A 16,683-nucleotide genomic window follows, 5' to 3' on the forward strand; every position below is an offset into this window, starting at 1 on the left:
GTTGACGAAGCCGGCCGAACAGCCGATCAGCGCACCGCCGGGGAAGGAGAGCTTCGGCACCGACTGATAGCCGCCTTCAGTAATGGCACGGGCGCCATAGGACAGCCGCTTGCCGCCCTCGAAGGTGCCGCGGATCGCCGGATGCGTCTTGAAGCGCTGGAACTCCTCGAAGGGATAAAGATAGGGGTTCTTGTAGTTGAGGTGGATGACGAAGCCGACGGCGACGAGATTATCCTCGAGGTGATAGAGGAAGGAACCGCCGCCGGTCTTCATGCCAAGCGGCCAGCCGAAGGAGTGCTGCACCAGACCCTGCTTGTGGTTCTCGGGCCTCACCTGCCAGAGTTCCTTGATGCCGATGCCGAATTTCTGCGGCTCGCGGCCCTTCGAGAGATCGAACCTGGCGATGAGCTGCTTGGCAAGCGAGCCGCGCACGCCTTCTCCAACAAGCACATATTTGCCCAGCAGTTCCATGCCGCGGGTATAGTTCGGGCCGGGCTCGCCATTCTTCTCGATGCCCATGTCGCCGGTGGCGACACCGATGACGGCGCCGGCATCATTGTAGAGCACTTCGGTTGCGGCAAAGCCGGGATAGATCTCGACGCCGAGCTCTTCGGCCTTTGTCGCCAGCCAGCGACAGACAAGCCCAAGCGAGACGATATAGTTGCCGTGATTGTTCATCAGCGGCGGCATCAGCGCATTCGGCAGGCGCACGGAACCGGCGGGGCCGAGGAACAGGAAATGATCGTCCGTCACCTCGGTCTTGAAGGGATGGCCTTCCTCTTGACGCCAGCCAGGTAGCAGGCGGTCGATGCCGATCGGATCGACGACCGCACCCGACAGGATATGCGCCCCGACTTCCGCTCCCTTTTCGAGTACGACGACGGTCAGATCGGGATTGACCTGCTTCAGCCGGATCGCCGCCGACAGCCCCGCCGGCCCCGCGCCGACGATCACAACGTCGAATTCCATGCTCTCGCGTTCAGGCAGCTCGCCCAGACTCATTGGTCTTCACCTTCAACATGGCAACAGATTGCAAGCAGCGCATTCGAGGTACACCTCATCGCAAACGACCGACCCGCGGCGTCAAGGAAGAGATCCGCCGAACGTCTGACGGGGGCTTTCATTTTGCTCTCCACGGACTGGAATTCATGGTCGTACCCGCTGATAGATCCGCGAGGTATCTTCTTCGAAATGGCGCAACTCCTCCTGCCGCCTCGATTCCGACCAACCGGCTGCTGCCGCTGCGATATGAGATAATTCCTCTGCCTGGTCGCATCCAAGTGAAGGATTGAGCCCGATCGTGAGCCGCCGGCGCAGAAGATCGACGAGACGGACGACATGCTCGTTCCGCATGATCTCATGGATGTCGGCGGCGGCTTTCGTCGGCAGCATTCCCTTCGGTGGAGCGCCGCGCTTTCCGAGTCTTTTCTCGATAAGTTTGGCAGCAAGGCGTCCAGCGTGCCGATGCATCATGATATATGACCCGGTGACCGTGATCAGGCCCGGCATTTCACGATCGTGGATAGCTCTTACGGGCAGGCTTACCGTCTCTCCATCCCGCGTAGACATTGGCCGCACGCCGCACCAGGTATGAAGCACATCCTTTCGTGTCAAAGCAAGTTGCGGAAACAGCAAATTCGCCTCGTTCAAGATGTAATCGACTTCAGTATCCAGGACACGCACGTTGTCCGGATCCTCCGTGACCACCAGCTCGGTTGGACCGATGAAATGATAATCCCCCCACGGGAAAACATAGAAATTTTCGCCCTTGCTGGAAAATGCCTCGAGACCCTGACCGCGCCACGCCGTCGGCAAGCGCACCATCACATTGACGCCTTTACGGCCGAGGACCCGCCTTTTCTTTCCCATCCCACCGCCTGGGATCTTGTCGACCCACGGCCCAGCGGCGTTGACGATGGCATCCGCCGTGATGCTGGCCTGCCCATTTGCTTCGGGCGCCTGGTCGTTCAACGAAATTTCCCATTTTTCGCCACGTCGCTTGATGCCGGTCACCTTCGTGTAGGTGCGAATAGTGGCGCCACGTCTTTCCGCATCGAGCGCAGTATCGACGCAGATTCTCTCCGGCCACGCGTACATGTACTCATCGAAGACGCCAACGCTTGAAAGCGGCCCACCCAACGCCGCCACCAGTCCGCTCTCGCTGGCAGCCTGTGCCGGTGAAAGACGGCGGAATGAGAGAGGCACATTCCGGCTGCAAACCGCCTCCATCATCCTAAAGCCGAATTCCACCAGCCAGTGAGGGTAGCGATCCCCTTTTCGGAACGGATAGTGAAATCTGTGTAGAGTCAGGCGATTGGGCATGTCCCGGACAAGTTCTGCCCGGCAGTGCATGATGTTTCGCGAGTATACGAAACGTCGCAACATCGTCACTGGCCTGAAGGGAAGCTGCCATAAGGGAAAAGGCGGAGCGAGATAACCGACGCCCGAATAAAGCATGCGACTGGAGCGTGACGATGTACCTGCCCCTATATCTCCGCGGTCAACCAGCAGAGTCTTGAAACCTCGCCCAGCCAGTTCGCGTGCGGCCGCACATCCAACAGCCCCAGCTCCGACCACCACAACATCATAGCTTAAGCCGTTTAGGGCGGTTATCCGGCTATTGCTCATCTCCACGATCCCGCATCCCTCATCTCGTGACTGGTCGCAATTGCGGACATGGCACCGCCCGAAAAGCCAAAAGGGCCTTTCCGATCTAGATCGACCTCGGTCATTTCGATGAGAGGATTGGCCCCGTTCCCCACGCACTTTCTCATGTCGACCTCCCGAAATCCCAAAACCTAGATCGCCTTTTCGAGTTCCGGCAGGGCCTCGAAGAGGTCGGCGACGAGACCGTAGTCGGCGATCTGGAAGATCGGCGCCTCCTCGTCCTTGTTGATGGCGACGATGACCTTCGAGTCCTTCATGCCGGCGAGATGCTGGATGGCACCGGAAATGCCGCAGGCGATGTAGAGCTGGGGCGCCACCACCTTGCCGGTCTGGCCCACCTGCCAGTCATTCGGCGCATAGCCGGCATCGACGGCCGCACGGGAGGCGCCAACCGCCGCACCAAGCTTGTCGGCAACCGGCAGGATGACTTCCTTGAACTTCTCCGCCGAACCGAGGGCCCGACCACCGGAGATGATGATCTTGGCAGACGTCAGTTCCGGACGATCCGAGGTCGACAGCGCATCGGCGACGAAGCTCGACAGACCGGGATTGGCGACCGCCGGGATTGCTTCGACGGTGGCCGAACCACCTTCTGCGGCGGAAGCGAAAGAGGCGGTGCGCACGGTGATCACCTTCTTGGCATCGCTTGCCTGCACCGTCTGAATGGCATTGCCGGCATAGATCGGCCGCTTGAAGGTGTCTGACGAAACCACCTCGATGATTTCCGAGACCTGGGCGACGTCGAGGAGAGCAGCGACATGCGGCATGACGTTCTTGCCGACCGAAGTGGCAGCCGTCAGGATGGTGTCGTAGCCTGCCGCCAGCGAGACGATGAGGTCGGCCAGCGGTTCGGCGAGATTGTTGGCAAGCTCGTCGCTTTCGGCCAGCAGCACCTTGGAGACGCCGGCAAGCTTGGCGGCGGCATCGGCCGCAGCCTTGGCGGCTTTGCCGGCAACCAGCACATGGATATCGCCGCCGATCTGAGTGGCAGCCGTCAGCGCCTTGGCGGTCTGGTCGGAAAGGCTTTGATTGTCGTGATCAGCCAGAAGAAGAATGGCCATGGTAAAGTTCTCCCTTTCCTATCCTCAGAGCACGCCGGCTTCGGTCTTCAGCTTCTCGACCAGTTCGGCCACCGACTTGACCTTGACGCCTGCCTTGCGGCCGGACGGCTCTTCGGTCTTCAGCACCTTCAGCCGCGGTGTCGTATCGACGCCGAAATCGGCAGGAGCTTGTCTGTCGAGCGGCTTCTTCTTCGCCTTCATGATGTTCGGCAGCGAGGCGTAACGCGGCTCGTTGAGGCGAAGGTCTGTCGTTACCACCGCCGGCAGCTTGACCTCGATCGTCTGCAGGCCGCCGTCGACCTCGCGGGTCACCTTGGCTTTTCCGTCGCCGATCTCGATCTTCGAGGCGAAGGTCGCCTGCGCCGAACCCAAAAGGGCGGCCAGCATCTGGCCGGTCTGGTTGCTGTCATCGTCGATCGCCTGCTTGCCGACGATGATCAGGCCCGGCTGTTCGGCATCGGCAACCCCTTTGAGGATCTTCGCAACGGCCAGCGGCTCGACCTGATCGTCGGTCTCGACGAGGATGGCGCGGTCCGCGCCCATGGCAAGGGCGGTGCGCAGCGTCTCCTCGGCCTTGGCCGGGCCGATCGACACGACAATCACTTCCTCGGCCTTGCCGGCTTCCTTCAGCCGCAGCGCTTCTTCGACCGAAATCTCGTCGAACGGGTTCATCGACATCTTCACATTCGCAAGCTCGACGCCCGATCCATCCGGCTTCACCCGGATCTTCACGTTGTAATCAACCACCCGCTTCACCGGGACGAGAATCTTCATGGCGGACCCCTTTTCATGTGTTCCCAAGCTTGTTGCCAATTCAGCGCTGCCGTTCAGCGCGCAACGCCCAGAAGGCGAAGAGAGGCGTATCGAGCGACCTCATGGCATGTTTGATTTGCGGGACATTGTAGAACGACCCGCCGATACCGGGCGAAAACCAATCCCTATCCCCTTGCTGGAATTCTCCCTCGGACAGGACGAGATAGACTTCCTCCGGCGCGTGTTCATGATCCGGATAGCGCACATGCGGCGCCATCAAGGTGACGCCAAGCCACAGGTCATTGCGCTCTTCAAGTCCGCCGGGGCCGATGATCATCGCGTTCGTGTGGCCATCGGCAAAGTTCTCGCTGGCCGTAGGATGCGCAGTCCGACGACGCCACGCGAGCTTGCCTTCGATGCCCTCGAAGCACTCGATCAATTGCCGCAAGGCAGGATCCGAGGTCTCTATGGAAAGAGCTGCGGGCAAAAGCTGGCAGACTGGCAGGCGGCTGCCAGGATTTCCGCGTTCCGGTCCAGGATGGCCCAACGCCGCAAAGATCTGCGGGATCGCACGGCGAGCCTCCGGATCTCCGGCGAATTTGTCGAAGGCTATGAAAGCGGCATCGACAAATCGTTGGAGATCTTCACTTCTTTCAACCATTCCGTCTCCTCCCAGACAGACCCGCGACCGGCCTCTCGATCTCAGATGTCTTTCGCGATCCTGAGACCGTCGTAGATCGCAGCGTGCGTGTTGCGGGCAGCCACGGCATCGCCGATGCGGAACAGTTGGAACTTGCCTTCGGGATTGCGGATGACCGACTGAGGCTTTCCGGCAAGGAGCTGATCGTGCGAGATCTCGCCAAGATTGCTCGAAATCGGCTTCAATTCGAAATACAGCTCGTCTAGCGGAATGGTGCCGTGGTTCACGACGATCTGGTCGACGAGGCGCTGCTTGGAGACGCCACCATAGTCGCTTCCAACATTGGCGACGATCTGATTGCCATTCTTCTCAGCGGATTCCAGCCGGAACGTGACTGTGAAGGTGACATCGAGCTTCTGCAGCGAGCGCATATAGGGAACGAGGTTCATCGCCATGACTTCCGGCGCAAACGAGCGGTCTGGCGTCATGATCTCGACCTTCGCTCCCGCCTTTGCCAGGAATTCGGCAGCCTGCAAGCCCGCATGATCGCCAGCGTCATCGAAGATCAGAACGTTCGTGCCGGGCTTCACGTCGCCGGAGATGATATCCCACGAGGATACGACGAGTTCGTTACCCTTCGACAGAACCTCCGTATGCGGCAGGCCGCCCGTCGCAATGATGACGACGTCGGGTTTCTCCGCGTTAACGGTTTCCGCTTCCGCCCAGGTATTGAAATGGAACCTGACGCCGTATTTCTCGCATTGGCTCATGCGCCAGTCGATGATGCTGATCATTTCGCGGCGGCGTTCGCTTTGGGCGGTCAGTCGAATCTGCCCGCCCGCATTGGGCGCCGCTTCGAAGACGACGACCTCGTGGCCGCGTTCCCCCGCTACGCGAGCCGCCTCGAGACCCGCGGGACCGGCGCCGACGACCACAACCTTCCTTCGAACATCCGCCCTTGCCAGAACATGCGGCATGGTAAGCTCACGCCCAGTCGCGGCGTTGTGGATACAGTAGGCGGCGCCGCCCTGATAGATGCGGTCCAGACAGTAGTTCGCGCCGACGCAGGGGCGGATGTCCTCCTCGCGCTTTTCAATGATCTTCCTAACGATATGCGGGTCGGTCATATGCGCGCGGGTCATGCCGACCATGTCGACCTTTCCGGCCGCAATAGCATGGCGAGCCGTCGCGACATCCGGAATCTTCGCCGCGTGGAAGGTCGGGAAATTTGTCGCAGCGCGAATCTCGCCGGCGAAATCGAGATGCGGCGAATTGGCCATGCCCTGGATCGGGATGACGTCGGTCAAGCCGGGATCCGTATCGATATGTCCGCGGATGATATTCAGGTAGTCGATGAGGCCACTTTCCTTCAGGCGCTTCGAAATTTCGATACCGTCGGCCTTGCTGGTACCGCCGGGAAGACATTCGTCGGCGGTGTAACGCACGCCCAGAATGAAGTCGTCGCCGACCCGTTTACGCATCGCCTTGAAGACATCGAAACAGAAGCGCATGCGGTTCTCGAGCGAACCGCCGTAAGGGGCATCGAGTTCATTGGTGAGCGGCGAAGCGAACTGGTCGATGAGATGGCCGTAGGCCTCCAGCTCGACGCCATCCATACCGCCCGCCTTCATCCGTTCGGCAGCGTCCGCGAAATCCTTGATGATGCGTTCGATATCCCAATCTTCGATCTTCTTCGGAAACGCACGATGCGACGCCTCGCGGTGATGCGACGGAGCCACGACCGGCAGCCAGTCGCCTTTGTCCCAGCGCGTGCGGCGGCCAAGATGGGTCAGCTGGATCATGATCGCAGCGCCCTGCTCGTGCACGGCGTCGGTCATGTCTCGTATCCACGGAACGATCTCGTCCTTATAGGCGAGCAGGTTGTTGAAAACCGGCGGGCTGTCGCGAGAGACCGCCGCCGATCCCGCGGTCATCGTCAGAGCGACGCCGCCCTTGGCCCTCTCCACCGTATAGGCCCGATACCGCTCCTTCGGCATGCCATCCTCCGGATAGGCTGGCTCGTGCGAAGTGACGATAATGCGGTTCCGCAACGTCAGGTGCTTGAGTTGAAAAGGCTGAAGGAGAGGATCGTTCGACATGTGTCGGGCTCCGGTTTATGAACATCTGTCAACGCTACGCGGGAATGTACATTAGTGTCAATGAGGAAAACATACGGAGTCCATTTTTTGACACTTATGTACATTTTTCTTGCGGATGAATTCGAAATTTGTTAGGAGATAGGCCATGGACCAGAGTGTGAACGAAAGCGGTTGGCGCGGATCTCAGGAGGGATGGCTGGAAGCAGCCTACTCTTCGCTGATCGAATCCGGCGTCGATTCCGTAAAGATCTTACCCCTGGCGAAAAAGCTGAAGCTGTCACGGACGAGCTTCTATTGGTTTTTCAAGGACCGCGAGGAACTACTGAGTGCGCTGCTTGCACGCTGGCGGGAGAAGAATACCGGAGGCATCATCAAGCAGTCCGAAGCCTATGCGGAGTCGCTTGCCGAAGCCATGCTAAACGTCTTCGACTGCTGGCTGAACAAGGATCTGTTCGATTCTCAGTTCGAGTTCGCAGTGCGCAGTTGGGCTCTGCAGTCGCCAGGAATTCTCAATGAAGTTCGAGAGGCGGACCAGACGAGGGTCGAGGCGCTCACACGGATGTTCATCCGGTTCGGCCTCGAAGCCGGTGCCGCCGACGTTCGTGCTCGAACGACCTATCTCGTGCAGATCGGCTACATTTCGATGCAGTCGCAGGAAGAGATCGCCGTCCGCATGAGGCGCATCCCGGAGTATATTGCGATTTACACCGGCCAGATCCCACAGCAGAGGGAACTCGACCGATTCTTTGCCCGTCACAATTACAAGCCAGGCACAGGCGACTAGATGAGCGCATCGACAAAAATAGGGATCATCGGAGGGGCTGGATGGCTTGGCAGGGCGATCGCCGGCTCGTTGATCAGGATTGGCAAGCTTCCTGAGGATAATCTTGCCCTTTCCTTCCGGAGCCGCCGTCCTGACATTTTGCACGATGCGTTCTGGAGCGACGACAATCAAGCGGTCGTCGATCGATCGGACGTCGTTATAATATCCGTCAGGCCCGAGGACTGGAAAGACTTGGCTGCTGACGTCGGTGGAAAGTTGCTGGTCTCCGTTATGGCTGGTATTTCCGCGGACGCGCTTTCTCGCCGGCACAACACGAGGCGCGTGGTTCGCGCGCTTCCGAATGCCGCTGCAGAAGTTTCTCTTTCCTATACTCCATGGCTTGCCTCGTCCGACGTATCCGAAGAGGACAAGGCCGCCGTGCGGATGATCTTCGACGCCTGCGGCACGCAGGATGAAGTCATCAGCGAAGCGGAACTCGACTACCTGACAGGCCTGACAGGTACCGGGCCGGCCTACCCCGCCCTTCTAGCTTTGGCAATGCTCGAGGATGCTCAGTCGCGTGGCGTGAAGCCGGAAGTCGCACTGCGCGCCGTTAACGGCGTCATCATCGGCGCGGGCGCACTTCTGCAGGCGCATCCGCAGCATCCGCAAGACATATTGGACGCTTTTCTCGAATATAAGGGAACGACCGCGGCCGGCCTGAACGCGATGAAAGACAACGGATTCGGTACAGTGGTCTCGGGCGGCTTGGCGGCGGCCCTGGAGCGAACTCTCGTCATGGGAAGGCGAGCACTTGAATAAGAACGGCGACCCGCGCCGCGCCGGCTGGCAGTAGACGAAAAGCAAAAAAAGGGAACGAACATGATTGAGCTTCACCTGAAACCGCGGACCTTACGCACCAGGAACGCATCCGTGTAAGCGAACTGCCGCCAGATCGGTGGCATCAATACGCCGGGGCGCCGAGCACCAGCTACGAAAAAAATCAAAGGACTTAGCGACGGCTTCTTCCACGAAAAGGGGATCCGAATGGACTGGCTTTACAATTTTCCGCATATGAACGATGACTCCTTGCGGGTTCTGAAACAAACAATCCACGAGAATTTTCGCGCCTTCACGCGAGCATACGGCGACGGGATCGAGAATTTCTTCAGGCCCTTGCAGACATTCCTAATTGCTGCCGAAAGGTTCATGACGCAGACGCCATGGCCGATCATCACTTTGCTGATCCTCGTCATCGCCTGGTTCGCAAGCCGCAGCATAAAGGTCGTTCTGGGCTGTCTGGTGACGCTGATGATCATCGGCTACTTCGACATGTGGCAGGACACGATGCGAACCATCTCCATGATCTTCGTCTGCACCGTCCTTTCGATAGCCATTGGACTTCCCATAGGCATCCTCATGTCGCGGTCGGACCGTGTGCAGAAGATTGTGAGCCCCGTGCTCGACGTCATGCAGACCATGCCGAGCTTCGTGTACCTTATTCCTGTCGTCATGCTACTCGGTATCGGCCGAGTTCCAGGCCTCATTGCGGTCGTCATCTACGCCATTCCGCCGATGATCCGCCTCACCGACCTGGGCATTCGCCTGGTTGACAAGGACGTTCTTGAGGCCGCTGACGCTTTCGGCACCAACAAGACTCAAAAGCTCTTCAAGGTTCAGCTACCCCTGGCTCTTCCCACCATCATGGCCGGCATCAACCAGACGATCATGATGGCACTGGCTATGGTGGTCATCGCATCCATGATCGGTGTCCAAGGTCTCGGACAGCCAGTCCTGAAGGCAATCGCAAACCAGTACTTCACGCTGGGTATTTTCAACGGCCTTGCCATTGTCGGTATCGCCATCATGTTCGACAGGGTCAGCCAGGCATACGGCAAACGACTCCAGACGTACCGGGAGACTGTCCATGGCTGACAATCACTTCGGCGGCATCAAGATCCGCAATCTTTACAAGATCTTTGGCCCTAAGGGACAGGCATACATTGACGCCGTCAAGAATGGCCTGAGCAAGACGGAGCTGAACCATCAGCACGGTCACGTCCTCGGCCTGAGGGACATCAACATCGAGATTCCATCGGGCTGCATTCAGGTCATTATGGGCCTGTCGGGATCGGGGAAATCGACGCTCATCCGTCACATCAACCGTCTGATCGATCCGACGGCAGGCGAAGTGCTGGTCGACGGCGCCGACGTCGTAAAGATGAACGAGGAGCAGCTCCGCCAGTTTCGCCGGCATCAAACCGCCATGGTGTTCCAGAAGTTCGCGTTGCTGCCGCATCGAAACGTGCTTGATAACACCGTCTTCGGCCTCGAAGTTCAAGGAATGGATCGCTCGAAGGCCATCGATGTGGCAATGCGCTGGATCGAACGCGTCGGCCTCAAAGGGTTCGAGCAAAGGTATCCCAATCAGCTATCCGGCGGGATGCAGCAACGCGTCGGCCTCGCCCGCGCGCTTTCAAACGATGCCCCCGTGCTTTTGATGGACGAGGCCTATTCCGCCCTCGATCCGCTCATCCGCACGGACATGCAAACGGTGCTTCTCGACATCCAGAAGGAGATCAAGAAGACTATCGTCTTCATCACCCATGACCTCGACGAGGCGCTTCGACTTGGCGATCAGATCGCGATTCTCCGGGACGGTGAGATCATCCAGCAGGGTACCAGCCAGGACATCGTCCTGCGGCCCGCGGACGACTATGTCGCGAACTTCGTGAAGGAAGTGAACCGTGGCAGAGTCGTGCAGGTTGACGCCGTTATGAGTCCGCTACGCCCGGGCTCGGGGGTGAGCGGGTTGACGATCGAGGCGCACACGACGGTCGAGGAAGCCGTCCGAACTTTGGCTTCGGCTCCCGATGGCGACATCACCGTTCTCGACCCCTCGTCCCAGCCTGTGGGTATCGTCACGTTCCGGCAACTGGCCTGCGCCATGGTTAACTCTCAGCCACACGAGGAACGCGAGAGCGCAGTCGCCCTCGCACGATGATCTGATCCGGAGGCTGGGCTGAAATGGTAGTGGGCGTAGAGCACCCGTCGCGCATGGAACTCCATAACGAGCTCCATGCAAGACCTTCGCTATACTTTGATGGGGACACCAACGTGTGGCACGTCGCTATCGTGCGCGACGTGGTCGCTCCGCGAATTCCGTCAGAACTGTTTGGCCTGGAAGGCGTGAAAACGACCGGGAACGGAAGGCACGGCATCGCGGGCGTCGGAGCAGGACGCCTCAAATGGGAGGCCCATTCCGAATTTGTCACTCTTACTTACATCGAGCCTGCGTGCCCCGGACAACCCCTTGCTCCGCCCATGCCGTTCCGCAAGGTCGTCGACGCAACGGAGGGCCGCGTCATCGCAGCGGTGCTCGTGATTGTCCGGACCGGCGAGCCGCCTCACTCCTTTGGGACCGAGGGCGACTACGTCGCATCGAAAGTTGGTGGCGGCGACGCCGAGGTCCACTCCAGCTTCCGTCTAAGTGATGAAGGATTCGTCGAGCTCCATCTCTTCAACAAGGGCCTGAACGCGTATCGCACCGGGCGCATGGTCAGACGTCTCTTGGAGATTGAGACGTATCGAATGATGGCGTTGCTGGCATTGCCTACAGCGCAGCAGATCGTCGCCGAGCTTCCAGAACTGGACCAGCGTCTCGCCACGCTCGTCGACCATCTGCAGGCGGAGGAAAAGGTCGAGAAGGCACTTCTGTCCGAAGTCACACGACTCTCTTCGGACATCCTAAAACTCTCGGCCAACGCCCGGCAACGGTTCGGTGCGACGCGGGCATATGCCGACATCGTCGCGAGCCGGATGCTGGAGTTGCGCGAGGAACGAGTGGAGCAGAGGCAGCGTATCTGCCCATTCATCGACCGTCGCTTTCAGCCCGCCGTCCGGTTTGTCCATGCGGCGGAGCGGCGGTTGAGCGAAATCACCGAGCGTGTAGGTCTCGCAAGCGACCTTCTTCGAACGTCTGTCCAGGTCCAGCTCGAAGATCAGAACGCCGTGCTTCTCAAGTCCATGGAGGAGCGCGCTCGTGTTCAGGTCCATATCCAGCAGGCCGTTGAAGGGTTCTCGGTGATCGCGATCAGCTACTACGCGGTGGGTCTGGCGAAGGCCTGTCTCGAAAGCGTCGGCGAACTGGGATTAGACGTCCATGCCGCGAAGGCTGCGTTCTTCTTCACAATCCCTGCCGTCGTATTTGCTGTCTGGGTCGTAATTCGTCACGTCAGAAGAAATATCGCGGCGGGAAGCCCGGCGCATTGACCGTTCCAACCAGATCGAGCGGCGCGACATGCCGGCGGCTTCTTGCCTGCTTAGCTCCATCAAGACGGACCAGCATACGCTCAGAAGCCAACCAAGATGAAACCGGCCCCCGCCGGATCGGCGACTGCCCTGAAGCACGGCAGGCCGAATCAGCGTTTCACGAAGACAGAAAGACAGGATTGGAGATCTAAAATGGTGGATGAGGTTTTCTTAACCCTGACGGAGGCCAAAGAGCTTGCGATGCGGGCGTGTCTTGCAGTCGGGGCAGCGCCCGCGAGTGCTCACTCACTCGTGGAAGCGACGTTGTCGGCGGCCCTCCATGGGCCTGCGACCCTTGGGTTCCCGCACTTTGTCGACTATCTGAACGGCTTTATCGAAGGCCGGATCAAGGTCGATCCGGCACCCCGACTGGAACGCAATTTTCCGGCCTTCCTCGTATCCGATGCTGATCGGGGGATCGCACAACTCGGCTTCGACCTCGCGCTCGATGATCTGCTCGACGCCGTCAGGACGTACGGTGTCGCTGTCTTCACCCAGACCAACAGCTTCACCACCGGTGAACTTGGCTATTATGTGCGTACTCTCGCCAATCACGGCGTGATCGGGCTTGCAGTCACGAACGCCAACGCGATGGTGGCGTCGAAACCCGGCGGCCCCGCCGTTTACAGCACCAATCCCATGGCGTTCGGCTTCCCGCTTGGACCCGACAGCCCGCCCATGGTCATCGACCAGGCATCGAGCGCCACCGCCCTTGTAAACGTCATCCGTGCGGCCGAAGAAAACCAACCGATCCCGGAAGGCTGGGCCGTCGATGCCGATGGCAAGGCGACCACCGACGCCAACAAGGCACTGTCGGGGGCGCTTCTGCCCTTCGGCGGCCGCAAGGGCGGTAACGTCGCGCTCTTCGTGGAAATGCTGTCTGCGGGCCTGTCCGGCGGAAACTGGTCGCTGGATGTTCCTGACTTCCGGTCCGGCTCGACGGCGCCTGCCGTCGGCCTGACCGTCGTCGCAATCATGCCCGGCAAGGTCGACGACGGTCGAATTCTTCGGGCGCACGCTCAGTCCCAACGATTGCAAGAACACGGAGTCTTCGTCCCCGGCGTGACCGGAGTCGAGCACCCCGTAACCGCATTGGGCATCAGCATACCGCAGAGTGTCTTCGAACGGATCTCCGCGATCGCGTCGAAATGAACCTTGTTTTTCAATCAACTTCGTCAACCAAACAAACGGGAGCATGCACGTGGCATTCAAGAGAACAATCCAGGCGGTCGACACCCATGCAGGCACGCCTATGCGCGTCGTAACGGGAGGCATTCCGAACATTCCGGGAAACTCTTCTTACGAGAAGATGAAATGGCTGGAGGCAAACGACGACGGGCTGCGCAAGCTTCTGCTTCGTGAACCTCGCGGCTACCCCGCGCATTGCTGCAACATCATCGTGCCGCCGAGCCATCCGGAAGCTGACGCCGGATACATCATCATGGAGCAGATCGAGTATCCGGTCATGTCGGGCGGCAATACGATCTCGGTCGTAACGGTCCTCCTCGAAATGGGGATGCTGCCGATGAAGGAGCCCGTAACAGAGCTGGTTCTTGAGGCGCCTGCCGGCCTCATACGCGTCAAGGCGGAGTGCCAGAACGGCAAGGTCAAGAGCGTTACCTTCAAGAATGTGCCGGCATTCGCCGCGCATCTGGACGCGGTGACGTTCCGCACCTTGGCAAAGTGACTGTCGATGTAGGCTGGGGCGGAATGTTCTATGCGATTGCCGACGTCCGCCAATTCAAGGGTCTCGAGTTGAAGCCCGAGCATGGCAGAGAAATCACCCGAATCTCCTCGATGATCCGCCAAGCGGCGATAGAGCAGTTGCCCGTCGCCCACCCTGATTATCCTGGCGTCGGCATCACGATCTCCCAGCTATCCGGGCCCAGTGAAGACCCGAAAGCGGATTGGAAGAACGCTGTTACGATGGCCTCGGGAGACTTCTCCTGGGACGATCCGGGAACATGGACCGGCGCGCTGGACCGCTGCCCCTGCGGCACCGGTACCTGCGCGAAGATGGCTACTCTCCATGCCAAGGGCGAACTGAAATTGGATCAGCCGTTCCGCCATCAAGGCCTTCTCGGAAATATCTACACTGGCAGACTCGTGGAAAAGACGAAGATCGGAGACAGGAACGCCGTCGTTCCGACCGTCAGCGGTCAGAGCTGGATTTACGGCCTGAACACCATCGTGCTGGATCATGACGATCCGTTTACGGAAGGCTTCATGCTGGGCGACATCTGGGCATAGGGCAAGCAACCGTCGGGGTCGATAGCCTTGTCGGCCCCGCTACGGTGCCCCTTGCCTTGGCAGGGGAACCTCATCCGTGCGGGCAAAGTAGATGCAGCGTCCATCCAGCTCGGCAGGCATTTTCCGACCCGCTCCGATCTCATTGTGGCTGTGTTCCACAAGAATGTCGAAGAATGCATGGACGCTCTTTCGACGCTGGCCGCCGCGAACCAGCCGGCCGGCAAAGCGCTGACGCAGCGGATTGCTCGATTTCATCATCGCACGCGGTGGTCTGGCATCCGCCGGCGTCATTACATGAGCTTGGCAGTGCGCTCGTCCAGCGGAAGCCTGATTGCTGATTTTCAGGAAACCACAGCCGGATGTTGCTCCAACAGAGGAATCGCGACCAGCCGGTCACGGGATCATTGTGATATCCGGACGCGCCACGCCAATGCTCACATTCGATCAGCGGCATTGATGATCACCGCGGATAGACCTTGTCGCAGCGATCGAATTTGCGATTTGCAACGCCTCGATCCCAATCTGCCGGAGCAAGCCCGTCGTAGCGGGATTGAAGCCGCAGAAGTACAGGTTGTCCTTTCCCGGTTGAAGTTCGTCCCTCCCCGGTTTCTCCGCATTCGGAAACCGTTCCGCCAAATCCGGCAGCAGTGTCTCGAGAGACGGCCTATAACCTGTCGCCAGCACAATCCTATCGAATTCCGCAGATTGGCCGTTCGCGAAGCGCACGGTCGCACCGTTCGACATTTCGATGCCGGGAAACACCTTAATCCGTCCATCTCTGATCTTGCCGATGGTACCAATATCGATCAAGGGTGTTCGGCCTCGCTCTATCATCGTGGTGAGGGGTCCTTGCCGGGAGCGCTTGAGACCCAGCCCCTCGATATCGCGATAGCGTAAGTGCAGAAAAGGCGCATTGACTGCATCAATGAGTTTGTACGGGAAGTATTGTTGAACGATAGCGATCGTCGCGCTTGGCACTCCTAATATCTCCCTCGGAACAACATTGATCGGACCGCGGACCGACATGGCAACATCAAGGCCCGCTTCGGCACATTCCAGTGCGATCTCTCCTGCCGAGTTTCCGAAGCCTACCACCAGGATTCGACCACCATTGAGGTCGGAAGCATTCCGGTATTCGGAAGAGTGGATGATGTTTCCTCGAAAACTGTCCTGACCGGTCCAGTGCGGTCTAATGGGAGTCTTCGCCAGACCAGTCGCGACTACGACGGCTCTGGCCTCGAATACATCGCCGTCGGCGGTCTCGACGATCCAGTCTGTCTTTTTGGTTACACATGCGACGGTCTTGTCAGTGAGAATTCGAAGGTCGTTTGCACGCGCATAGCACTCGAGGTAGTCGATGACCTGCAGCCGCGACGGGTATCTTGGAAAATCGGCGGGCATCGGTCTTCCCGGAAGCGCTGAGTGGCTTTTGGCGGTATGGAGATGAAGACGATCGTAGTGCCTCCGCCATGACGCGCCGAGCCGGTTCGTGGCCTCAAGGATCAAGGAACGGCAGCCTTTTGCACCGAGTGCCGCGGCGCATGCCAACCCCGCTGGGCCCGCACCGATAATGACTGTCTCTTCATTGGGCACCGGTAACGTCTCCGAGTAGGGCCTTATCTTGGGAACCGTTTGGGGCGGTCCCTCTCGCTTTTGAAAGCTTTGAGCAGTGCAGCCTTTTCGAGGCGAGCCGCGACATCGCCGCTGGCAATTTTACGGAGGATCATATCGGTCTTCTCGCTGATCGGGCAGATGAAACGCTCAACGAAGATTGGAACAAAATCGGGCTTCATTCGTTCCTGTGTTTGGAACTTGCATACCGCAGGTTCACTTTCCGAACTATGCCCCGCTAAGCACGGGGCTTTTTTTGATATTTAGGAATACCCAGCACACGGTTGCGCAGCGCCCGATAACAAAAAACCCCCTGTCCGCGTCAGGGATAGGGGGATAGCTGCCATGAAGTGCTCTATTTCCATTGTCGGAGGAACATCCGATAGCAGAATTCTAAAGCTCGTCGCGATCTTTCAGATTCGCTCCCACGCTTTAGAGCGTTTCTGATTTTATTTGAATCGCGGATTCCCTTTTGTTGTCGAATGTGATTCAAGATGCTGGCTGAGAGGAGGTCAGCATCGATGGTCG

Annotated in this window: 14 protein-coding genes and 1 pseudogene; 7 read left to right on the forward strand and 8 right to left on the reverse strand. The window is 59.0% G+C overall.

What is annotated here, in order from left to right; all coding sequences use genetic code 11:
- The 6 genes from K290_RS0132005 to K290_RS0132035 form a co-directional block, all read right to left on the reverse strand.
- Window positions 1-1,002, reverse strand: a 1,002-nt coding sequence (locus K290_RS0132005) for an NAD(P)/FAD-dependent oxidoreductase (RefSeq protein ID WP_028755282.1), incomplete at its 3' end; no start/stop codon positions are given.
- A 144-nt stretch (window positions 1,003-1,146) separates the two neighbouring features.
- Entirely contained in the window at window positions 1,147-2,628 is a 1,482-nt protein-coding gene (locus tag K290_RS0132010) for an FAD-dependent oxidoreductase (RefSeq protein WP_028755283.1), read from the reverse strand.
- A gap of 170 nt (window positions 2,629-2,798) precedes the next feature.
- Window positions 2,799-3,728, reverse strand: coding sequence for an electron transfer flavoprotein subunit alpha/FixB family protein (locus tag K290_RS0132020; protein WP_028755284.1), 930 nt, complete (start codon window positions 3,726-3,728; stop codon window positions 2,799-2,801).
- 24 nt (window positions 3,729-3,752) lie between these two features.
- A complete protein-coding gene (locus K290_RS0132025; protein WP_028755285.1) occupies window positions 3,753-4,502 on the reverse strand; it encodes an electron transfer flavoprotein subunit beta/FixA family protein in 750 nt (249 codons plus the stop codon).
- 40 nt (window positions 4,503-4,542) lie between these two features.
- Complete coding sequence (locus K290_RS0132030; protein ID WP_028755286.1) at window positions 4,543-5,142, reverse strand: dimethylsulfoniopropionate lyase; 600 nt, start codon at window positions 5,140-5,142, stop codon at window positions 4,543-4,545.
- 41 nt (window positions 5,143-5,183) lie between these two features.
- Complete coding sequence (locus K290_RS0132035) at window positions 5,184-7,220, reverse strand: NADH:flavin oxidoreductase (protein ID WP_028755287.1); 2,037 nt, start codon at window positions 7,218-7,220, stop codon at window positions 5,184-5,186.
- Between the two features lie 145 nt (window positions 7,221-7,365).
- Here K290_RS0132035 and K290_RS0132040 point away from each other — a divergent pair, with 145 nt between their 5' ends.
- From K290_RS0132040 to K290_RS35595, 7 genes and pseudogenes are all read left to right on the forward strand, one after another.
- Window positions 7,366-8,004 (forward strand): TetR/AcrR family transcriptional regulator, encoded by a 639-nt coding sequence (locus K290_RS0132040; protein ID WP_028755288.1) that lies wholly within the window; start codon window positions 7,366-7,368, stop codon window positions 8,002-8,004.
- The gene (locus K290_RS0132045; RefSeq protein ID WP_028755289.1) at window positions 8,005-8,805 is read left to right on the forward strand and encodes a pyrroline-5-carboxylate reductase family protein; all 801 of its coding nucleotides are present in this window, start codon (window positions 8,005-8,007) and stop codon (window positions 8,803-8,805) included.
- Window positions 8,806-9,030: 225 nt separating this feature from the next.
- Window positions 9,031-9,918 (forward strand): ABC transporter permease, encoded by an 888-nt coding sequence (locus tag K290_RS0132050; protein ID WP_028755290.1) that lies wholly within the window; start codon window positions 9,031-9,033, stop codon window positions 9,916-9,918.
- Window positions 9,911-10,987 carry a quaternary amine ABC transporter ATP-binding protein gene (locus K290_RS0132055; RefSeq protein WP_028755291.1) on the forward strand — a complete coding sequence of 359 codons (1,077 nt, stop codon included), beginning with the start codon at window positions 9,911-9,913 and terminating at the stop codon, window positions 10,985-10,987. Before K290_RS0132050 ends, K290_RS0132055 begins: the two co-directional genes overlap by 8 nt.
- Window positions 10,988-11,010: 23 nt before the next feature.
- The gene (locus K290_RS0132060) at window positions 11,011-12,255 is read left to right on the forward strand and encodes a DUF3422 domain-containing protein (protein ID WP_028755292.1); all 1,245 of its coding nucleotides are present in this window, start codon (window positions 11,011-11,013) and stop codon (window positions 12,253-12,255) included.
- Window positions 12,256-12,447: 192 nt separating this feature from the next.
- Window positions 12,448-13,446, forward strand: a complete 999-nt coding sequence (locus tag K290_RS0132065; protein ID WP_028755293.1) for an Ldh family oxidoreductase — start codon at window positions 12,448-12,450, stop codon at window positions 13,444-13,446.
- A gap of 100 nt (window positions 13,447-13,546) precedes the next feature.
- Window positions 13,547-14,544, forward strand: a pseudogene (locus K290_RS35595) (proline racemase family protein).
- 39 nt (window positions 14,545-14,583) lie between these two features.
- Here K290_RS35595 and K290_RS0132075 read toward each other — a convergent pair.
- Together K290_RS0132075 and K290_RS0132080 are read right to left on the reverse strand one after the other, a co-directional pair.
- Window positions 14,584-14,835: a hypothetical protein gene (locus K290_RS0132075; RefSeq protein ID WP_028755294.1), complete on the reverse strand. Its 252-nt coding sequence runs from the start codon at window positions 14,833-14,835 to the stop codon at window positions 14,584-14,586.
- Between the two features lie 153 nt (window positions 14,836-14,988).
- A complete protein-coding gene (locus tag K290_RS0132080) occupies window positions 14,989-16,137 on the reverse strand; it encodes a flavin-containing monooxygenase (protein ID WP_028755295.1) in 1,149 nt (382 codons plus the stop codon).
- Window positions 16,138-16,683 lie beyond the last annotated feature (546 nt).

It is taken from the genome of Rhizobium leucaenae USDA 9039 (assembly GCF_000426285.1).
Lineage (GTDB): Bacteria > Pseudomonadota > Alphaproteobacteria > Rhizobiales > Rhizobiaceae > Rhizobium > Rhizobium leucaenae.